We start from the raw sequence: 16,086 nt of genomic DNA on the forward strand, positions 1-16,086 counted from the left end.
GTCAGGCGGGGCGTGCCCGCATCAGGGTTCAACCCGCCTGACCTTGGTGCCGATGCTGACGCCCTCGATCTGGATGAACCAGCTGCTGAGGGCGCCGGGCCGCACCGTGACTTTCGGATTCTGCAGGCGCGTGCTGGTGACGTACTCGCCGTCGACCACGCGCCAGCGCTGGCCGTTCGCCAATTCGAACACGGTCCCGGGTTTCCAGCCATGGAACTCGCCCTTCAGCGTGCTGGTTACCGGAGCATCGGCTTCGTGGAGCTTGCGGGAGCGCTCCGTCGCCGCGCTGTCGGCGGCGACCGTCGCCTGCTCCTCGCGCAGCAACTGGTTGAGCAGGGACAGCTGTTCCGGAGTGAGCTGGTCCAGCCCCGTCGCCCGCATCTGTTCAGCGGAAAGGCGTTGCTCGATGGCTACGTAGGGGCGTTCGGCGAAGGCGGCAATGGGGGCGGCCAGGGCCAGCAAGGCCATGGCGAATCCAAACAGCCGCATGCATTGGAGCTTGCCGCCGGCCATCACTTGACCCGGCGCACGCCGGCGCGCGTGTTGTAACCCTCGATCTGCATGTACCACTTGTTGCCGACTACGGCGGGCGTGATCCGCACCTGCGGATCGGTCTTGTGCACGCCGGCGAGGGAGGCCGAATCGACCTGTTCCCAGACCTGGCCGTTGTCCAGGGTCCAACTGCGCCCGTCGGAGAAGCCGCGGAACTCGCCGACGATCCTGGCGACGATGGGATCGGTCTTGCCGAAGCTCACGAAGCCGCGATTCTCGGTTTCGACCTTTTCCTTCGCCATGGTCGCGGCCTTGGTGGTCTCGACTTCGAGGGTGTTGTTGAGCCAGGCGTTGAGGTTGGCCAACTCCTGTGGCGACAATTTGTCCAGGCCCGCGGCCTTGAACTGCGCCGGATTCATCTGCTGTTCGATCGGCGGCTGGGCGAAGGCAGCGGGAACGACCGCGGCCAGGGCCACGAACATGAGCGAATGCCAAAGCGGACGCAGGCGGATCGAGGGCATGACTGTTCCTCCGGACGGTTGGGGGCTAGTGTAGACCGGCCGCTACGATTTCATCGCGACGCCCCCACCGTGATTTCCGCTTCCGCCATCGATCTGGATGCCCTGCTTGCGTCGCCCGCCACCGCGCAGGCGGCAGCGGCCATTGCGCCGCCGCTGCGGCGCGCGTTGCAGGCGGCATACGGCGACGCGGACGTAGTGATGCGCGATGCGCAGCCGATCGTCGAAGCGACGCTGGCGTCGCTGGCCAGGCTCGGCGCCGATGGCGAAACCGTCGCCGCCGCACTCCTGCACGATTGCCCGCCCCCGGCGGGCGCCGCGGAAATCGAGAAGAAGTTCCCGGCCGTCGCCGCGCTCGTGGAGGGCCAGAACGCGGCGTCGCAGGTGTGGTCGCTGCATGCCGAGCGCGGATCGCATGCCAGCAACGAAGGGCTGCGCCGCCTGCTGCTGGCCATCGTCCGCGACCTGCGCGTGGTGTCGATCCTGCTGGCGCGACAACTGGCGCGGATGCGCAACGCGGGCACGCTACCGGAAACCGAGCAGCGCGCGCTGGCCGAACTCACCCGCGACATCCATGCGCCGCTGGCCAATCGCCTGGGCATCTGGCAGTTGAAGTGGGAACTGGAAGACCTCGCCTTCCGCTATCTCGAAGCCGATACCTACAAGCAGATCGCGCGCCTGCTGGACGAGAAGCGCGGCGACCGCGAGCGCTACATCGAGGCGGTGAAACGGACGCTGCAGCAGGCGATGGCCGCGCAGGGCGTCAAGGCCGATGTCGCGGGACGTCCCAAGCACATCTACAGCATCTGGAAGAAGATGCGGCGCAAGGACGTGCCGATCAGCGAGCTCTACGACCTGCGCGCCGTGCGCGTGCTGGTCGACGATGTCGCCGCCTGCTACGCCGCACTCGGCGTGGTGCATTCGACTTGGGCGCCGATCCCGAGCGAGTTCGACGACTACATCGCGCGGCCCAAGCGCAACGACTACCGCTCGTTGCATACGGCGGTGATCGGGCCGGAAGGCAAGACCCTGGAAGTGCAGATCCGTACCTTCGACATGCACAGGCAGGCCGAGCTCGGCGTTGCCGCGCACTGGAAGTACAAGGAGGCCGGGAGCCAGAGCGCCGACGCGGCGTTCGATCGCAAGATCGCGTGGATGCGCAAGCTGCTCGAGGAAGGCGAGGGCGCGCTCAGCGGCGAGTTCGACAACGAACTGGTCGAGGATCGCATCTATGTGCTTACGCCCAAGGGCGAGGTGATGGACTTGCCGGTGGGCGCCACGCCGCTCGATTTCGCCTATCTGGTGCACACGCAGGTGGGTCACCGTTGCCGGGGCGCCAAGGTGGACGGACGCATCGTGCCGCTCGACCACAAGCTGCGCACGGGGGACCGCGTGGAGATCCTCACTGGCAAGACCGAGGAACCGCGGCGCGACTGGCTGGTCGCAGCCAACGGGTTCCTCGCGAGCGGGCGTTCGCGCGAGAAGGTGCGTGCCTGGTTCCACAAGCTCGACCGTGCGCGCAACGAGCAGGAAGGCAAGGAGATGCTGGACAAGGAACTGCGCCGGCTCGGCTTGCTCGGCGCCGACCTCGCGCCGGTGCACCAACGCTTCAACGTCGACAGCGACGGCGACCTGCACGTGCTGGTGGCATTGGGCGATGTCGGCCCGCACCAGGTGGGTCGCGTGCTGCTGGAACTCGAGCGCGCGGCGACGGTGCCGGACGAATCCGCAACTACCGGCATCCAGGTGCCGCGCGCGCCGCGCAAGGTGGCGCGGGGGAGTACGGAGTTCACCGTGGAGGGCGTCGGCAACCTGCTGGTGCAGCTCGCACGCTGCTGCCAGCCAGTGGCCGGCGAACCCATCGTGGGTTACCTCACCCGCGGCCGTGGTGTCAGCGTGCACCGTCCGGATTGTCCCTCGTACCTGCGCCTCGTCGCGGCGCAGCCACAGCGGGAATTGCCGGTGGAATGGGGCAGCAAGGGCGGCGGCTACGAAGTGGATGTGGAAGTGCTGGCGCTCGACCGCAAGTGGCTGCTGAAGGAAGTCAGTAACGTGATCGCGCAGGCCAATGCCCATGTCGCCAGCATCAGCAGCCAGCTGGAGCGCAATGGCGCGCACGTACGCCTGCGCGTGCGCTTGCGCGTGAACGACTATGGCCAACTGTCGGCCCTGCTCGGCAAGCTTTCGGCGCTTCCCGGCGTGGAACATGCCAACCGCACCTGACGCCTGTTAACCGGGTCGAAGTCTGACTGCGCTCACGGCCTCCGTTTCGCATGGCGTTATCCTCGCCGCAATGACGATGCACGATCCCGGTCCCGGTCACGATCCCGACCCCGAACGTTCGCAACGACGCCCGCTGTCGCTGGGGCGTTTCGACGAATCGGGTGCAAATGTCATCGCACGGCGACTCCGCTCGTGGGACTGGCAATGGATCATCGCCATCGCCCTGTGTTTCGCCGTGCTCCTGTTCGGCCTGCGGCAACCGCTGGCCGACTGGTTGTGGCCGCAGACCCGCGCCGAACGGCTGAGCATGCAGGCCGAGCGCGCCCTCGCCCAGGGCCGGCTCACCGCCGCCGATGGCAGCGGCGCGCGCGAGCTCTACGCGGCCGCACTGGCGCTGGATCCCGACCGCGCCAACGCGCGCGCCGGGCTGGACCGCGTGGGCCAGGCCGCGCTGGCGCAGGCGCGCGCGGCGGTTGCGCGCCGCCAGTTCGCGCGCGCACACGAGGCCTTGCAGCTCGCCGACGAGTTGTCCGTGCCGCGTGCGCAGGCCGATGCGTTGCGGGAGCAGTTGCGGCGCGCCGAAGCCGGCTCGGTCGGCATCGACGCACTGCTGCGCATGGCCGCGAGCGCGCATGCGGCGGGCAAGCTCGAAGGCAGCGATGGCGCCTTGCCGCTGTACCAGCGCGTGCTCGAGCTGGAGCCCGATCGCATCGGGGCGCTGGAAGGGCGTGAGGACGTGCTCTCGGACCTGCTGCAGCAGGCAAAGACGCAGCTGGCCGCGGGCGATGCGGCCGGCGCCGCCGCGGTGGTGCGGCGCGTGCAGGCCGCCGATGCCGGCCATGTCGAACTCCCCGATCTGCTGGCCGCGCTGACGCGTGCCGCGGAAGAGAAGCGCAGGCAGGCAGATCATCATCTTGCAAGTAAGGAACTCGATCAGGCCCTGGAGGCTTACGAGGCTGCGCTGCAGGTAAATCCGGACGACGCCGATGCGCTACGCGGCGTGCATGCGGTCGCATCGGCGCATGCCCAGCGCAGCGATCGTTTCGCCGCCGACTACCGTTTTTCCGAGGCCGAGGCCGAACTGGCGCAGGCGCGCACGATAGCGGGCACGGTAGCGGGCACGTCAGCCGCGCAGGTGCCGGCCATTGCCGAAGCGCAGCAGCATCTCGTTCGCGCGCGTCAATCGCAACGACAGGTCGCCGTCCCGGCGCCCACGGCATCGCAACGCAGGCGCGTCGCGCAACTGCTGGCGGATGCCGCGAACGCCCAGGCCCGCGGCGATCTCATCACGCCGCCGGGCGACAGCGCCTTCGACAAGCTGCGCGCCGCGAGCGCGATCGCGCCGCAGGACCCAGGGGTCAAGGCGGCGTCAGCGCGCCTGGCACCCGTCGCAATGCAATGCTTCAACGAAGCGCTGCGCGGCAATCGCCTGGTACGTGCGGGCGCGTGTCTTGACGCGCGCCGCGCCCTGGAAGGCGAAACCGGCGCCGTGCGCGCCGGTCGCCGTGAACTCGCACAACGCTGGATCGCGCTCGGCGACCAGCGCCTCAGCGCCGGTGAGATAGCCGGCGCACAGGCCGCACTGCAGTCCGCGCGTTCGCTGGATCCCGATGCGGCGGGGCTCGCCGCGTTTGCGGATCGCCTGCGCATGGCCGCGGCCGCCGCGGACCGGGAGGATTCGTATTGACCGCGGTGGCGATCAGGCCAGCAGCACGCGACGCACCACATCGCGTCCGGCATCCAGTGAGAAGTGGCGCTCCACGTTGAGCAGGCCGCTGGCGGAGAGTCGTCGCCACAAGGTTTCGTCCTGGTAGGCCTGCAGCACGGCATCCGCGAACGCCTGGGCGTCGTCGGCCACCAGCACATCCTCGGCGTGGCGCAGGTGCATGCCTTCCACCGCGCATGAGGTCGCCACCACCGGCTGTCCGTGCGCCATGCTCAGGTTGACCTTGCCCTTGACACCCGCGCCATAGCGCAGCGGCGCCACTGCGATCCGCGCGCCGTCCATGTAGGGCGCGATGTCGGGCACGTGCCCGTGCACGACCACCCCCGGCTGCGCAGCCAGCATCGTGATTTCGTCCGGAACGTCGCCGCCGATGCAATGGAAGCGCACCGCGGGCAAGCGCATGCGGATGAGCGGAAACACCGCCGACACGAACCATTGCACCGCGTCGGCGTTGGGCGGATGCCGGAAACCGCCGACGAAGACGATGTCGTGGCGTTGCGCGAACGGACGGCCCGGTCCGGCGACATGGTGCAGGTTGGACAGCACTTCGACCCGCGACTGCGGGGCATCGTGGGCCAGCAACGCGCGCTCGGTTTCGCTCACCACCAGCGTGGCGTCGCTGCGGGCGATCACGTCCAGTTCCAGCGCCCGGGTGCGCTCGGCGGCGCGCAGCAGCGCGGGGTCGGCGGCGAGCTCGGCTCCGCGGCGTTCGCGCAGGTAGTGCAGGTCGACACTGTCGAACACGACCCGGGCCCGTGGGGCGTGCTGGCGCAGCATCGGCAGGAAGTTGCGGGCGACGAAATGGCGACAGACCACGACCGTGTCGAAGCGGTGCCCATGCCGGCGCAGCCATGCCGCGGGACTCTGGACGAAGGGCGCGTGCCAGGCCTCGATGCCGAGTTGCTGCAACGCCTCCGTGTAGGCGCCGTCGTGCGCGCGATCGGCGGGCAGGAACACCACGTGCGCGCCTTCACCACGCAGCAGGCGCATCAGGTTGACCAGGCGCAGCGAACCGGAGTCGCGGTCGGGTCGCGGCGTGGATTCGTCGATCACCAGCACGGTGGGATGGCGTCGCCGGACGGCGGCGGCATCGGCATCGGTGTCGGCGCGGGGCTGCACGGCGAGCGCCTCGTGCCATTTCTCCTGGAACACCGAGCGGTTGCGTACCTGGTACGCCTTCATGCCGCTGCTGGTATCCGTGCCCGCCGTCGCGCCCTCCATGTGCACCACGCGCGAGGCAGGCTGGTACAGCACGCGGAGCCCGGCCTGGCGCACCGCGAAGCCGAGGTCCGTGTCTTCGTAGTACGCCGGCGCATAGCGCGTGTCGAAGCCGCCCAGTCGCGAGAACAGGGCGCGGGGCACCGCGATCGCCGCGCCGGAGCAATAGTCGGCCTCGCGCAGGAAGGCAACGCGCGGATCGTCGGGCGATTCGAAGCGGCCGTAGTTGTGCGCGCTGCCGTCGGCAAAGACAATCCCGCCGGCTTCCTGCAGGCGGCCGTCCGGATACAGCAGCTGCGCGCCGGCCAGGCCGCAGTCGGGGTGGTCCGCGAAGGTCCTCAGCAACTCATCGAGCCAGCCCGGCTGCGGAATCGTGTCGTTGTTGAGGAACACCAGGTAGTCGCCGCGCGCCAGGGCGGCGCCGTCGTTGCAGGCGGCGATGAAGCCGCCGTTGCGCGCGCGGCGGTGGTAGCGCAGCCCGGCCACCTGCAGCAACGCGGCCTCGGTCTCGTCCGACGAGCCGTCATCGACGACGATGACTTCGACCGAGGCGCGCGGCATGTGCGCGGCCAGCGCCCGCAGGCACGCCAGGGTGTGCGCGAACTGGTTGAACACCGGGATCACGATGCTCGCCCGCGGTGCGGCAGCCGATGCCGCGGGCAGGGCGAAGGGGGCGAACGCCGCCGCCTCGGGGAAGTAGAGCGCGCGCCGCTGCGACACCGGTGCGCTGCGCAGGTGCTTGTGCACGCGCGCCCACGATGCCCGCAGCCCGCGCGTGCGCAGGCTTGCGAGTCCACGCCTGAACAGCCCCGCGCTTCGATTGAGGAAGAACCGCAGGTCGGTCCAGTTCATGCCCATGGGATTCGCGTCCAACTCCGTTTCGATGACTGCCTCAATCCCGCGTGAACCGGCATGCCGGAACCGGGACTGCCGGCGCGGGGAGCCACGATCCGCCTGCGCTAGACTCGCCCAGTTCGGGCCAAGCCCGGTTATTTTGGCATCTCGTGGCAATCGATTACGACGAAGACGAAGACGGCGCCCCGGCGGACGGCGACGAAACGGGACAGTGGAAGCGCCGCCTGGTCACCTGGTCGCTGGCGGCGATGGGCCTGGGGCTGGGCTTCCTCATCCCCTACACGCTGTACCTGAACCACCAGGTGACCGAGCGTTTCGGACGCCTGCAGTGGCAGATTCCGACCCGCGTCTATGCGCGCCCGCTGGCGTTGCGGCCGGGGCTGGTGCTGGACTCCCGCACGCTCAAGACCGAGCTGGACGCCGCGGGCTACCACGAGGGCGATGGCAGCCGCGAAGGCAGCTATTCCCAGAACGGCGGGCGTTGGAGGATTTCCAGCCGCGGCTTCAACGACGTCGACGGTGCGGTGCCGGCGCGGCGCATCGAAGCGGTGGTGTCCGGCGGCCGCGTGGCCAGCGTTCGCGATGTCGCCGGCAAGGGCAAGCTGCAGGTGGCGCGCCTGGATCCGGCGCGCATCGCCACGCTCTACGGCCAGAAGCAGGAAGAGCGCCGTCTGGTCCGCATCGAGGAAGTACCCGAGCTGCTCGTCACCGGCCTGCAGGCGGTCGAGGACCGCGACTTCAACCACCACATCGGCATCGACTTCAGCGGCATGCTGCGCGCGGCGTTCAAGACCGCGACCGGCACGAAGCAGGGCGCCAGCACCCTGACCCAGCAGCTTGCCCGCAGCGGCCTGCTCGGCATCGGCAAGGAGCAGACGCTCAGCCGCAAGTTCAACGAGATCCTGTACGCGCTGATCATCGATGCGCGCTACGAGAAGCGCGACATCCTCGAGGCCTACCTCAACCAGGTCTACCTCGGCCAGCGCGGTTCGCAGGCGATCCACGGCGTCGCGGCGGCCTCGGAATTCTGGTTTGGCCGCGACCTGCGCGACCTGAGCACCGAGCAGGTGGCGTTGCTCGTCGGCATCGTGCGCGGCCCGTCGTGGTACGACCCGCGCCGCAATCCGGAGCGTGCGCTGGAGCGCCGCAACTTCGCCCTGGGCGAATTCCGCGAAACCAACCTGATCGACGAGAAGGAATACCAGCGCGCGCTGAAGGCGCCGCTGGGCATCACCGAGGTGCCCGGCAGCCTCGCGCCGAACCGCTTCCCGGCCTACGTCGATCTCGTCCGCCGCCAGCTGGCGCGCGATTACCCCGCCGACCAGCTCGTCGGCGCCGGCCTGAGCGTGATGACGGGCATGTCGCCATCGGCCCAGGCCCTCGCCGAAGGCGCGGTGGCCCGCACGCTCAAGGATCTCGACAACAAGCGTCGTCCGCCGCTGCAGGCCGGCCTGGTCGTGACCGACGTGCACAACGGCGAAGTCATTGCCGTCGTCGGCAGCCGCGTGTACAGCGAGCACGGCTTCAACCGTGCAGTGGAAGCGCAGCGTCCGGTGGGCTCGCTGCTGAAGCCGTTCGTGTACCTGCTCGCGCTGGCGACGCCGGACCGCTATTCGCTGGCCAGCTATGTCGACGATTCCCCGGTCACCGTCGACCTCGGCCGTGGCAAGAAGTGGAGCCCGGGCAATTCCGATGGCCGCAGCCACGGCAGCGTGCGCCTGATCGACGCGCTGGCGATGTCCTACAACCAGGCCACGGTGCGCGTGGGCATGAAGGTCGCGCCCGAGCGCATCGCCGACCTGATCCGCACGCTCGCCGGCATCCAGGCCGAGCCGCGGCCGTCGTTGATCCTCGGCGCGCTCGACCAGAGCCCGTATGCGATGGCGCAGCTGTACCAGTTCCTCGCCAGTGGCGGCCAGATCCAGCCCCTGCATGCCGTGCGCGGCGTGCTCGACGCCAATGGCCGCGCCCTCAATCGTTACGACACCAAGCCGGCGCCGGCGCAGGAAGGCGATGCCATCGCCGCGCGCCTGATCACCATCGCGGGCCAGCAGACCGTCACCAGCGGCACCGCGGCGCAGCTGGTGCGCGATGGCCTGGGCCGTCTCAATGCCGCCGGCAAGACCGGCACCAGCAACGACGGCCGCGACAGCTGGTTCGCTGGCTGGACGGGGGACCACCTCGCCGTGATCTGGGTAGGCAACGACCAGAACAAGGAAACCGGCCTGTACGGCGCCACCGGTGCGATGCGGGTGTGGTCGGCGATCTTCTCGCGCCTGCCCAGCGCCTCGCTGCAGATGGGCGACAAGGGTGTCGACTGGCAGTGGGTGGTCGGCAGCAACACCACCGACGCCGACTGCGCGGGCGCGCGCCGCTTCGCCTTCGTCGCCGGTTTCGCGCCGCAGTACGCGCCGTGCCCGATGCAGGCCGAAGCGCAGGAAGAGCAGGGCGGTGGCTGGCGCGACTGGTTCGGGTTCGGCCGCAAGGACGACGACAAGCAGGGCGACGCGGCACCGCCTCCGCCGCCGGACCAGCAATGAGCCGATTGCACTCGACCCCGCGCGGTTCGTGGCTGTTGCCCGGGGTACTGGTGCTCGGCGGTTGCGTGACTCCGGCGCCGCAACCTGCCGCCCCCGAATCCGATGCCCCCGCATTCGATGCCGCCGCGCTGGTGCGGACCATCCGTGCGGCAGGGGCGGCCAGTCCGACCGAGCTCGACGTGCAGCCGCTGCGCGACCCGCAGGTCGAGGACCTGCGCCAGCAGGCCGAGCAACTCGAGGCGAAGCACATGTATCGCGACGCGGCCGACCTGCTCGACCGCGCGCTGCAGCTCAATGCCGAGGATCCCGCCCTGCTGCAGGAACGCGCTGAAGTCGCGCTGCTGCTGGGCGAGGCCGCCCAGGCGGAGCTCTACGCGAAGCAGGCGATCGACCTGGGCTCCGCCACCGGTCCCCTGTGCCGCCGCCATTGGGAAACCCTCGTGCAGGGAGCGCTCTTGCGCGCGAACGATCGCGTGATCCGTCGTGATGAAAGCGAGGCGCAGGCCACCGCGCGCGTGCAGGCCGCCGCCGCGGACGCACGCACCGCACGCACGCGCCGCGACGCCTGTACGGTCGCCGCGTTGAATCGCTACTGATGTCCAGTCGCCTAGCCGAAGCCAGTCGCGCGGCATTGAGCGAAGGGGGCGAGCTCGCGTCGCGGATCGACGCGTTTGCGCCCCGTGCGGCGCAGCAGGACCTGTCCGCGGCGATAGCAGAGGCCTTCGAAACCCGCGGCACGCTGATCGCCGAAGCCGGTACCGGCACCGGCAAGACCTTCGCCTACCTGGTGCCTGCGTTGCTGTCGGGGATGAAGACCATCATCTCGACCGGCACGCGCGCGCTGCAGGACCAGCTCTACCACCGCGACCTGCCGCGCGTGCGCGACGCCCTGGGCCGCGGCTTGAAGACCGCGCTGCTGAAGGGCCGCGCGAACTACCTGTGCCTGTATCGCCTCAACCACGCCAAGGGCGAACCGAAGTTCGCCAACCGCGAGCAGATCGTGCAGTTCCAGCGCATCGTCGCCTGGAGCGGGCGCACGCGCATGGGCGATCTCTCCGAACTCGACGCCTTGCCCGAGGATTCGCCGCTGCTGCCGATGGTGACGTCGACGGCCGACAACTGCCTCGGCAGCGAGTGTCCGTTCTTCGCCGACTGTTTCGTCGTGCAGGCCCGCCAGCGTGCGCAGGCGGCGGACGTGGTCGTCGTCAACCACCACCTGCTGCTGGCCGACCTGGCGCTCAAGCAGGAGGGCTTTGGCGAGATCCTGCCCGGCGCGCAGGCGTTCGTGGTCGATGAAGCGCACCAGTTGCCGGATCTCGCCGCGCAGTTTTTCGGTGAGGCCCTGAGCGCGCGTCCCCTGGTGGAACTGGCGCGCGACGCGATCGCCGAATGCAAGGACGTCGCCGGTTCGCTGGCGGCGATCCAGGGACCGGCGCGCGAGCTCGAACATGGCGTGCGGGCCCTGCGCGCGGCGATGGACGAGCTGCCGGTGCGCGGCACGCGCCGCCGCGCCGCGGAACTGGATGCCTCGGAGCAGGCCTTCGACGCGCTCGACGCGGCGCTCGAACACCTGGCCGCCGCGCTCGAACCGCTGCGCGAATCCGCGCCGGGTTTCGAGAGCTGCGCCGCGCGCGCGCGCGAATTCCTGTCGCGGCTGCGGCGCTGGCGCGGCGACGCCGGGCAAGGGGTGGGCGACGACGACTTCGACATGCCGTTGCACGACGACCCGCCAGCCACGACGGGCGAAGACCATGCGCCGCCCTCGCAGCAGGCGGACAGCGAAGACACCGGTGTCCACTGGTACGAACTCACCGCGCGCGGCTTCCGCCTAAGCCGCACGCCGCTGGATGTCGCCGGGCCGTTGTCGCAACACCGCGAGCGCTCGCACGCGGCCTGGGTGTTCACATCCGCGACTCTGGCGATCGGCGGCCGCTTCGACCACTACGCCACCAAGCTCGGACTGCGCGATCCGCGCACGCTGCTGGCACCGAGCCCGTTCGACTGGCCGCGACAGGCGCTGTGTTACCTGCCGACCGGTTTGCCCGATCCGGCCGTCCGCCATTACGGCGAAAGCCTGGTCGACAAGCTGCGTCCGGTGCTCGAGGCCTCCAGCGGGCGCGCCTTCATCCTGTTCGCCTCGCATCGCGCCCTGCGCGAAGCCGCGGAATTGCTGCGCGACGGTCCCTGGCCGTTGTTCGTGCAGGGCGAAGCGCCGCGACCGGTGCTGCTGGAGCGTTTCCGTGCGTCCGGCAACGGCGTGCTGCTGGGCGCGGCGAGCTTCCGCGAGGGCGTCGACGTCGCAGGCGAAGCGCTGAGCGTGGTGATCATCGACAAGCTGCCGTTCGCCGCCCCGGACGATCCGGTGTTCGAGGCGCGCCTGGAAGCGATTCGCCGCAGCGGCGGCAACCCGTTCCGCGACGAACAGCTGCCGCAGGCCGTGATCTCGTTGAAGCAGGGCGCCGGCCGCCTGATCCGCAGCGAGACCGATCGCGGCGTGCTGGTGCTGTGCGATCCGCGCATCAGCTCGAAAACGTACGGCAAAGTGTTCTTGGATTCGCTGCCGCCATTGCCGAAGACGCGCAAGGTGGAGGATGTGGTTGGGTTTTTCTCGGTCGAGTCAGCGGCGCAGGCAGGCCGGGCGCACGATGAAAGTCTTGACTGATTTCGTCATACCGGCGAAGGCCGGGATCCAGCTTTTTGCGTTCCCGTAGAGTCAACGGCTGGATCCCGGCGTTCGCCGGGATGACGAGCAAAAACGGTAGGCTCTTCCCCGTTCCCCGTTCCCCGTTCCCCGTTCCCCGTTCCCCGTTCCCCGTTCCCCGCCCATGAAACTCCTAGCCATCGAAACCGCCACCGAAGCCTGCTCCGTCGCCCTCTGGCTCGACGGCGAAGTGCACGAGCGCTTCGAGATCGCGCCCCGGCGGCATGCCGAGCTCACGTTGCCGTGGGCGGAGCAATTGCTCGCGCAGGCCGGGGTGAAAAAATCGCAGCTCGATGCCATTGCGATCGGCCGCGGTCCCGGCGCCTTCACTGGCGTGCGCCTGGCGATCGCGCTCGGGCAGGGCATCGCGCTCGCGCTGGACCGGCCGATCGTGCCGGTCTCGACGCTCGCAGCGCTCGCGCTGCAGGCGCCGGGGCCGCACGTGCTTGCCGCGATCGATGCGCGCATGGGCGAGGTCTATGCGGCTTCGTTCGAACTGCGCGATGGCGATGCCATCGCGCTCGATGCCGAGCGGGTGCTGCCACCGGATGCGGTGATCCTGCCCGAGGCAACTGGATGGCACGGCGTCGGCACCGGCTTCGCCGCGCAGGACGGTGCGCTGGCGGCGCGTGCGCGTGCGCATTTCGCCGCCATCGATGCCACCGCGCTGCCGCATGCCGCCGACGTCGCCCGCCTGGCCGCGCTGGCCTACGCGCGTGGCGAAACGGTGGCTCCGGAATTCGCCGAACCGGCGTACTTGCGCGACAACGTCGCGCTCACCATTGCCGAGCAGCAGGCTCTGCGCGATGCGAACAAGTAAGCGGATGCGCGGCAGGTAATCGCGTCGATCGCGCGGCCCGGACCTCAATCGTCGATCAGTTCCCCGCCCGGCATGAACAGCCAGGTGCGGGTGACGTGCAGGATGTCCGGGTTTTCTTCCGTCTTCGGCAGCGGCGCGTAAGGCTCGGCCAGCTGCGCAATGCGCAAGGCCGAGGAATCCAGCAGCGCGATCCCGCTCGACTGCACGATCTGCATGCGCTCGACGGTGCCGTTGCGGCGGATCGCGATGGTGATGACGACCTTGCCGGCAAGGTGGCGGCTGCGCGCCTCGTCCGGATAGTTGAGGTTGCCCACGCGCTCCACGCGCTTCACCCATTCGCTCAGGTACGCGGCCCAGGCGTACTCGGTCGTGCTGGCCGATACGAACTTGCGCTTCGGACGTTTCGCGTAGCGGTCCGAGCGCAGGTGGATCTCCGCGGCCAGGCGCGCCATCGCCATGTCGCGGGCGATCTTCTCGCGGCCGGGCGGCAGCACGCGTTCGTCGGGCGGCGGCGTGGCCTGTGCCTTGGCGACCTGGGTATCGGCCTGCAAGGTGCTGATCACCCGGTCCTGCGGCGCGGGCTGCGGCGCGGGTGACTGCGCCCGCAGCGTGCGCGGGGCGATGCCGGGTTCCGGCAGGGGCGCCGGGCCCGACTGGGTTTCGCGCGGCCGGGTGGTCTTGTCGTGCTCGCCGCCGCCCTGGTTGGTGGCCTGGGCGAGGAAGTCGGCCTGCTTGCGGGTCAGGGGCGACGTGGTCTGGGTCAGGATCACGTCCAGTGTCGGCATCACCGGCGCCGCGCTCTCCACCGCCCAGCCCACACCGAGCAGGAGCATGGCGTGGACCAGCACCGACAACACCATGGTGGCGCTGATGCGGCGGTTCTCGCCCAGGGCATATTCGCCAGGGTGGGGCGGGACGCGGGCGGCGACGGTGCTCATGGGGACAGGGACTGGACTCGAGAAGGGAAGGCGGGTTCCGGGGCTCCGGCCCCTAGGTTCCGGCCCCCAGCCTGCGTTCGATCGCATCGAACAGCATGCCTGCGATGTTGATCCCGAACTGCGCATCGAGTTCACGGATGCAGGTCGGACTGGTGACATTGACCTCGGTGAGGTAGTCGCCGATCACGTCCAGGCCGACGAAGATCATGCCGCGGCGCTTCAATTCCGGAGCGACCTGGGCGGCGATCCAGCGGTCGCGCTCGCTCAGCGGCTGGCCGCGGCCCTTGCCACCCGCGGCGAGGTTGCCGCGGAATTCGTCACCCTGGGGGATGCGGGCCAGGCAGTAGTCGACCGGCACGCCATCGACCAGGAGGATGCGTTTGTCGCCCTCGGTGATTTCCGGCAAGTAGCGCTGGGCCATCGCTAGGTCGCGGCCGCCGGCAGTCAGCGTCTCCAGGATGACGTTGGTGTTGGCGTCGCCGGCGCGGACCCGGAAGATCGAACGCCCGCCCATGCCGTCCAGGGGCTTGAGCACCACGTCGCCATGCTCGGCCACGAAGGCCTTCAGCACCGCTGCCTCGCGGCTCACTACGGTCGGCGGCACGCACTGGGGGAATTCCAGCGCGGCGAGCTTTTCGTTCATGTCCCGCAGGCCCTGCGGATCATTGAGGACCAGGGCGCCGGCGCGCTGCGCCAGGCCGAGCAGGTGGGTGTCATTGAGGTACGCGGTATCGACCGGCGGGTCCTTGCGCATGAGCACGACCTGGCCCGGGCCGAAGACCAGCCGGCTCCACTCGCCCAGTTCGTACCAGCCGGCCGGATCGTCGGTCACGGTGAGCGGCGCGACCGTTGCCTGCGCCTGCCCCCCGGCGGCCGCCAGGCTGCCCGGGCGCACGTACCAGAGCCGGTGCCCCCGGCGCTGGCCCTCGAGCAGCATGGCAAAGGTGGAGTCCTTGGCGATCTTGATGGATCCGATCGGATCCATCACGACGACGATGTCGGCACCCGGCTGGAAGGGCATGTTGGTGGCGGTGAAAACGATGCCGGCGATGGTAGCAGGCGGGGTTGCGCCCCAGTCGGTGCTTGCCGCAAAACGTCATGTTCTGGCGCAGCAAGTGCAAACCGGGTCGCGATTGTGCACCCGCGCACATTCAGGGACGGGAGCGGCGAAATTCGTGCTTGACAGTCCGCGCTATGCTTGAAATAAAGGCACTTCGCGACGCGCGGAGACCGCCGAGATCGCACAGGGGATTGAAAGCATGCAAGAGGGTCGCAACGGCAGCCTCGACGGGCTGAAGGTCATGGTGATCGATGATTCCAAGACCATCCGCCGTACGGCGGAGACCTTGCTCAAGCGGGAAGGTTGCGATGTGGTGACCGCGACCGATGGCTTCGAAGCCTTGGCCAAGATCGCCGACCAGCAGCCACAGATCATTTTCGTCGACATCATGATGCCGCGTCTGGATGGTTATCAGACCTGTGCGTTGATCAAGAACAATCAACTGTTCAAGAGCACGCCCGTCATCATGCTGTCGTCCAAGGACGGGTTGTTCGACAAGGCGCGGGGCCGCATCGTCGGGTCCGAGCAATATCTGACCAAGCCGTTCACTCGCGAGGAACTGCTGGACGCAATTCGTAATCACGTGCAGGACACCGCACGCAACGCCTGACCGGGGGGGTAAGGCACCAATGGCACGTATTCTGTTGATCGAGGATTCGCCGACTGACGTGGCGGTCCTCACCCAGCTGCTTGAGCGCAATGGACACCAGGTCCTGGCCTCGGGCAGCGCCGAGGATGGCATCGCTGCCTGCAAGCGCGAGCTGCCCGACCTCGTCATCATGGACGTCGTCCTGCCCGGGATGAATGGTTTCCAGGCCACGCGCGCGCTGTCGCGCGATGCGGCCACCAGCGCCATCCCGGTGCTGATCGTCAGCACCAAGGACATGGACACCGACCGGGCGTGGGGCATGCGCCAGGGCGCGAAGGACTACATCGTCAAGCCGCCGCGCGAATCCGAACTGATCGCCCGCATCAACGCGGTGCTGGGGCACTGA

At 69.1% G+C, this 16,086-nt stretch carries 13 protein-coding genes; 8 read left to right on the forward strand and 5 right to left on the reverse strand.

Annotated elements, in window-relative coordinates; translation table 11 throughout:
- Positions 1 to 21: 21 nt before the first annotated feature.
- Together ACYVGE_RS01455 and ACYVGE_RS01460 are read right to left on the reverse strand one after the other, a co-directional pair.
- Complete coding sequence (locus ACYVGE_RS01455) at positions 22 to 468, reverse strand: hypothetical protein (protein ID WP_460726412.1); 447 nt, start codon at positions 466 to 468, stop codon at positions 22 to 24.
- 44 nt (positions 469 to 512) lie between these two features.
- Complete coding sequence (locus tag ACYVGE_RS01460) at positions 513 to 1,013, reverse strand: hypothetical protein (protein WP_460726414.1); 501 nt, start codon at positions 1,011 to 1,013, stop codon at positions 513 to 515.
- A 69-nt stretch (positions 1,014 to 1,082) separates the two neighbouring features.
- Between ACYVGE_RS01460 and ACYVGE_RS01465 the strand changes: the two genes are divergently transcribed.
- Both ACYVGE_RS01465 and ACYVGE_RS01470 read left to right on the forward strand, forming a co-directional pair.
- Positions 1,083 to 3,233 (forward strand): RelA/SpoT family protein, encoded by a 2,151-nt coding sequence (locus ACYVGE_RS01465; RefSeq protein WP_460726415.1) that lies wholly within the window; start codon positions 1,083 to 1,085, stop codon positions 3,231 to 3,233.
- A gap of 70 nt (positions 3,234 to 3,303) precedes the next feature.
- Positions 3,304 to 4,920 (forward strand): hypothetical protein, encoded by a 1,617-nt coding sequence (locus ACYVGE_RS01470; protein WP_460726417.1) that lies wholly within the window; start codon positions 3,304 to 3,306, stop codon positions 4,918 to 4,920.
- A gap of 12 nt (positions 4,921 to 4,932) precedes the next feature.
- Here ACYVGE_RS01470 and ACYVGE_RS01475 read toward each other — a convergent pair whose 3' ends face one another.
- On the reverse strand, positions 4,933 to 7,035 hold the full coding sequence (locus ACYVGE_RS01475; RefSeq protein ID WP_460727261.1) for a glycosyltransferase: 2,103 nt from the start codon (positions 7,033 to 7,035) through the stop codon (positions 4,933 to 4,935).
- A 146-nt stretch (positions 7,036 to 7,181) separates the two neighbouring features.
- Between ACYVGE_RS01475 and mrcB the strand changes: the two genes are divergently transcribed.
- The 4 genes from mrcB to tsaB all read left to right on the forward strand — a co-directional run bounded on the left by mrcB (position 7,182) and on the right by tsaB (position 13,093).
- Positions 7,182 to 9,572, forward strand: a complete 2,391-nt coding sequence (mrcB, locus tag ACYVGE_RS01480; RefSeq protein ID WP_460726419.1) for a penicillin-binding protein 1B — start codon at positions 7,182 to 7,184, stop codon at positions 9,570 to 9,572.
- Positions 9,569 to 10,168: a hypothetical protein gene (locus tag ACYVGE_RS01485; protein WP_460726421.1), complete on the forward strand. Its 600-nt coding sequence runs from the start codon at positions 9,569 to 9,571 to the stop codon at positions 10,166 to 10,168. Before mrcB ends, ACYVGE_RS01485 begins: the two co-directional genes overlap by 4 nt.
- A complete protein-coding gene (locus tag ACYVGE_RS01490; protein WP_460726423.1) occupies positions 10,168 to 12,234 on the forward strand; it encodes an ATP-dependent DNA helicase in 2,067 nt (688 codons plus the stop codon). Before ACYVGE_RS01485 ends, ACYVGE_RS01490 begins: the two co-directional genes overlap by 1 nt.
- Before the next feature lie 163 nt (positions 12,235 to 12,397).
- Entirely contained in the window at positions 12,398 to 13,093 is a 696-nt protein-coding gene (tsaB, locus tag ACYVGE_RS01495; protein WP_460726425.1) for a tRNA (adenosine(37)-N6)-threonylcarbamoyltransferase complex dimerization subunit type 1 TsaB, read from the forward strand.
- Between the two features lie 44 nt (positions 13,094 to 13,137).
- Here the strand turns inward: tsaB and ACYVGE_RS01500 are convergent, their stop codons facing one another.
- Both ACYVGE_RS01500 and gshB read right to left on the reverse strand, forming a co-directional pair.
- Positions 13,138 to 14,031 (reverse strand): energy transducer TonB, encoded by an 894-nt coding sequence (locus tag ACYVGE_RS01500; RefSeq protein ID WP_460726427.1) that lies wholly within the window; start codon positions 14,029 to 14,031, stop codon positions 13,138 to 13,140.
- 52 nt (positions 14,032 to 14,083) lie between these two features.
- Positions 14,084 to 15,052, reverse strand: coding sequence for a glutathione synthase (gene gshB, locus ACYVGE_RS01505; RefSeq protein WP_460726429.1), 969 nt, complete (start codon positions 15,050 to 15,052; stop codon positions 14,084 to 14,086).
- Positions 15,053 to 15,290: 238 nt separating this feature from the next.
- Between gshB and ACYVGE_RS01510 the strand changes: the two genes are divergently transcribed.
- The gene (locus ACYVGE_RS01510) at positions 15,291 to 15,701 is read left to right on the forward strand and encodes a response regulator (protein ID WP_460726431.1); all 411 of its coding nucleotides are present in this window, start codon (positions 15,291 to 15,293) and stop codon (positions 15,699 to 15,701) included.
- Between the two features lie 19 nt (positions 15,702 to 15,720).
- Positions 15,721 to 16,086 carry a response regulator gene (locus ACYVGE_RS01515; protein WP_310051163.1) on the forward strand — a complete coding sequence of 122 codons (366 nt, stop codon included), beginning with the start codon at positions 15,721 to 15,723 and terminating at the stop codon, positions 16,084 to 16,086.

Source organism: Lysobacter rhizosphaerae, from assembly GCF_054779795.1.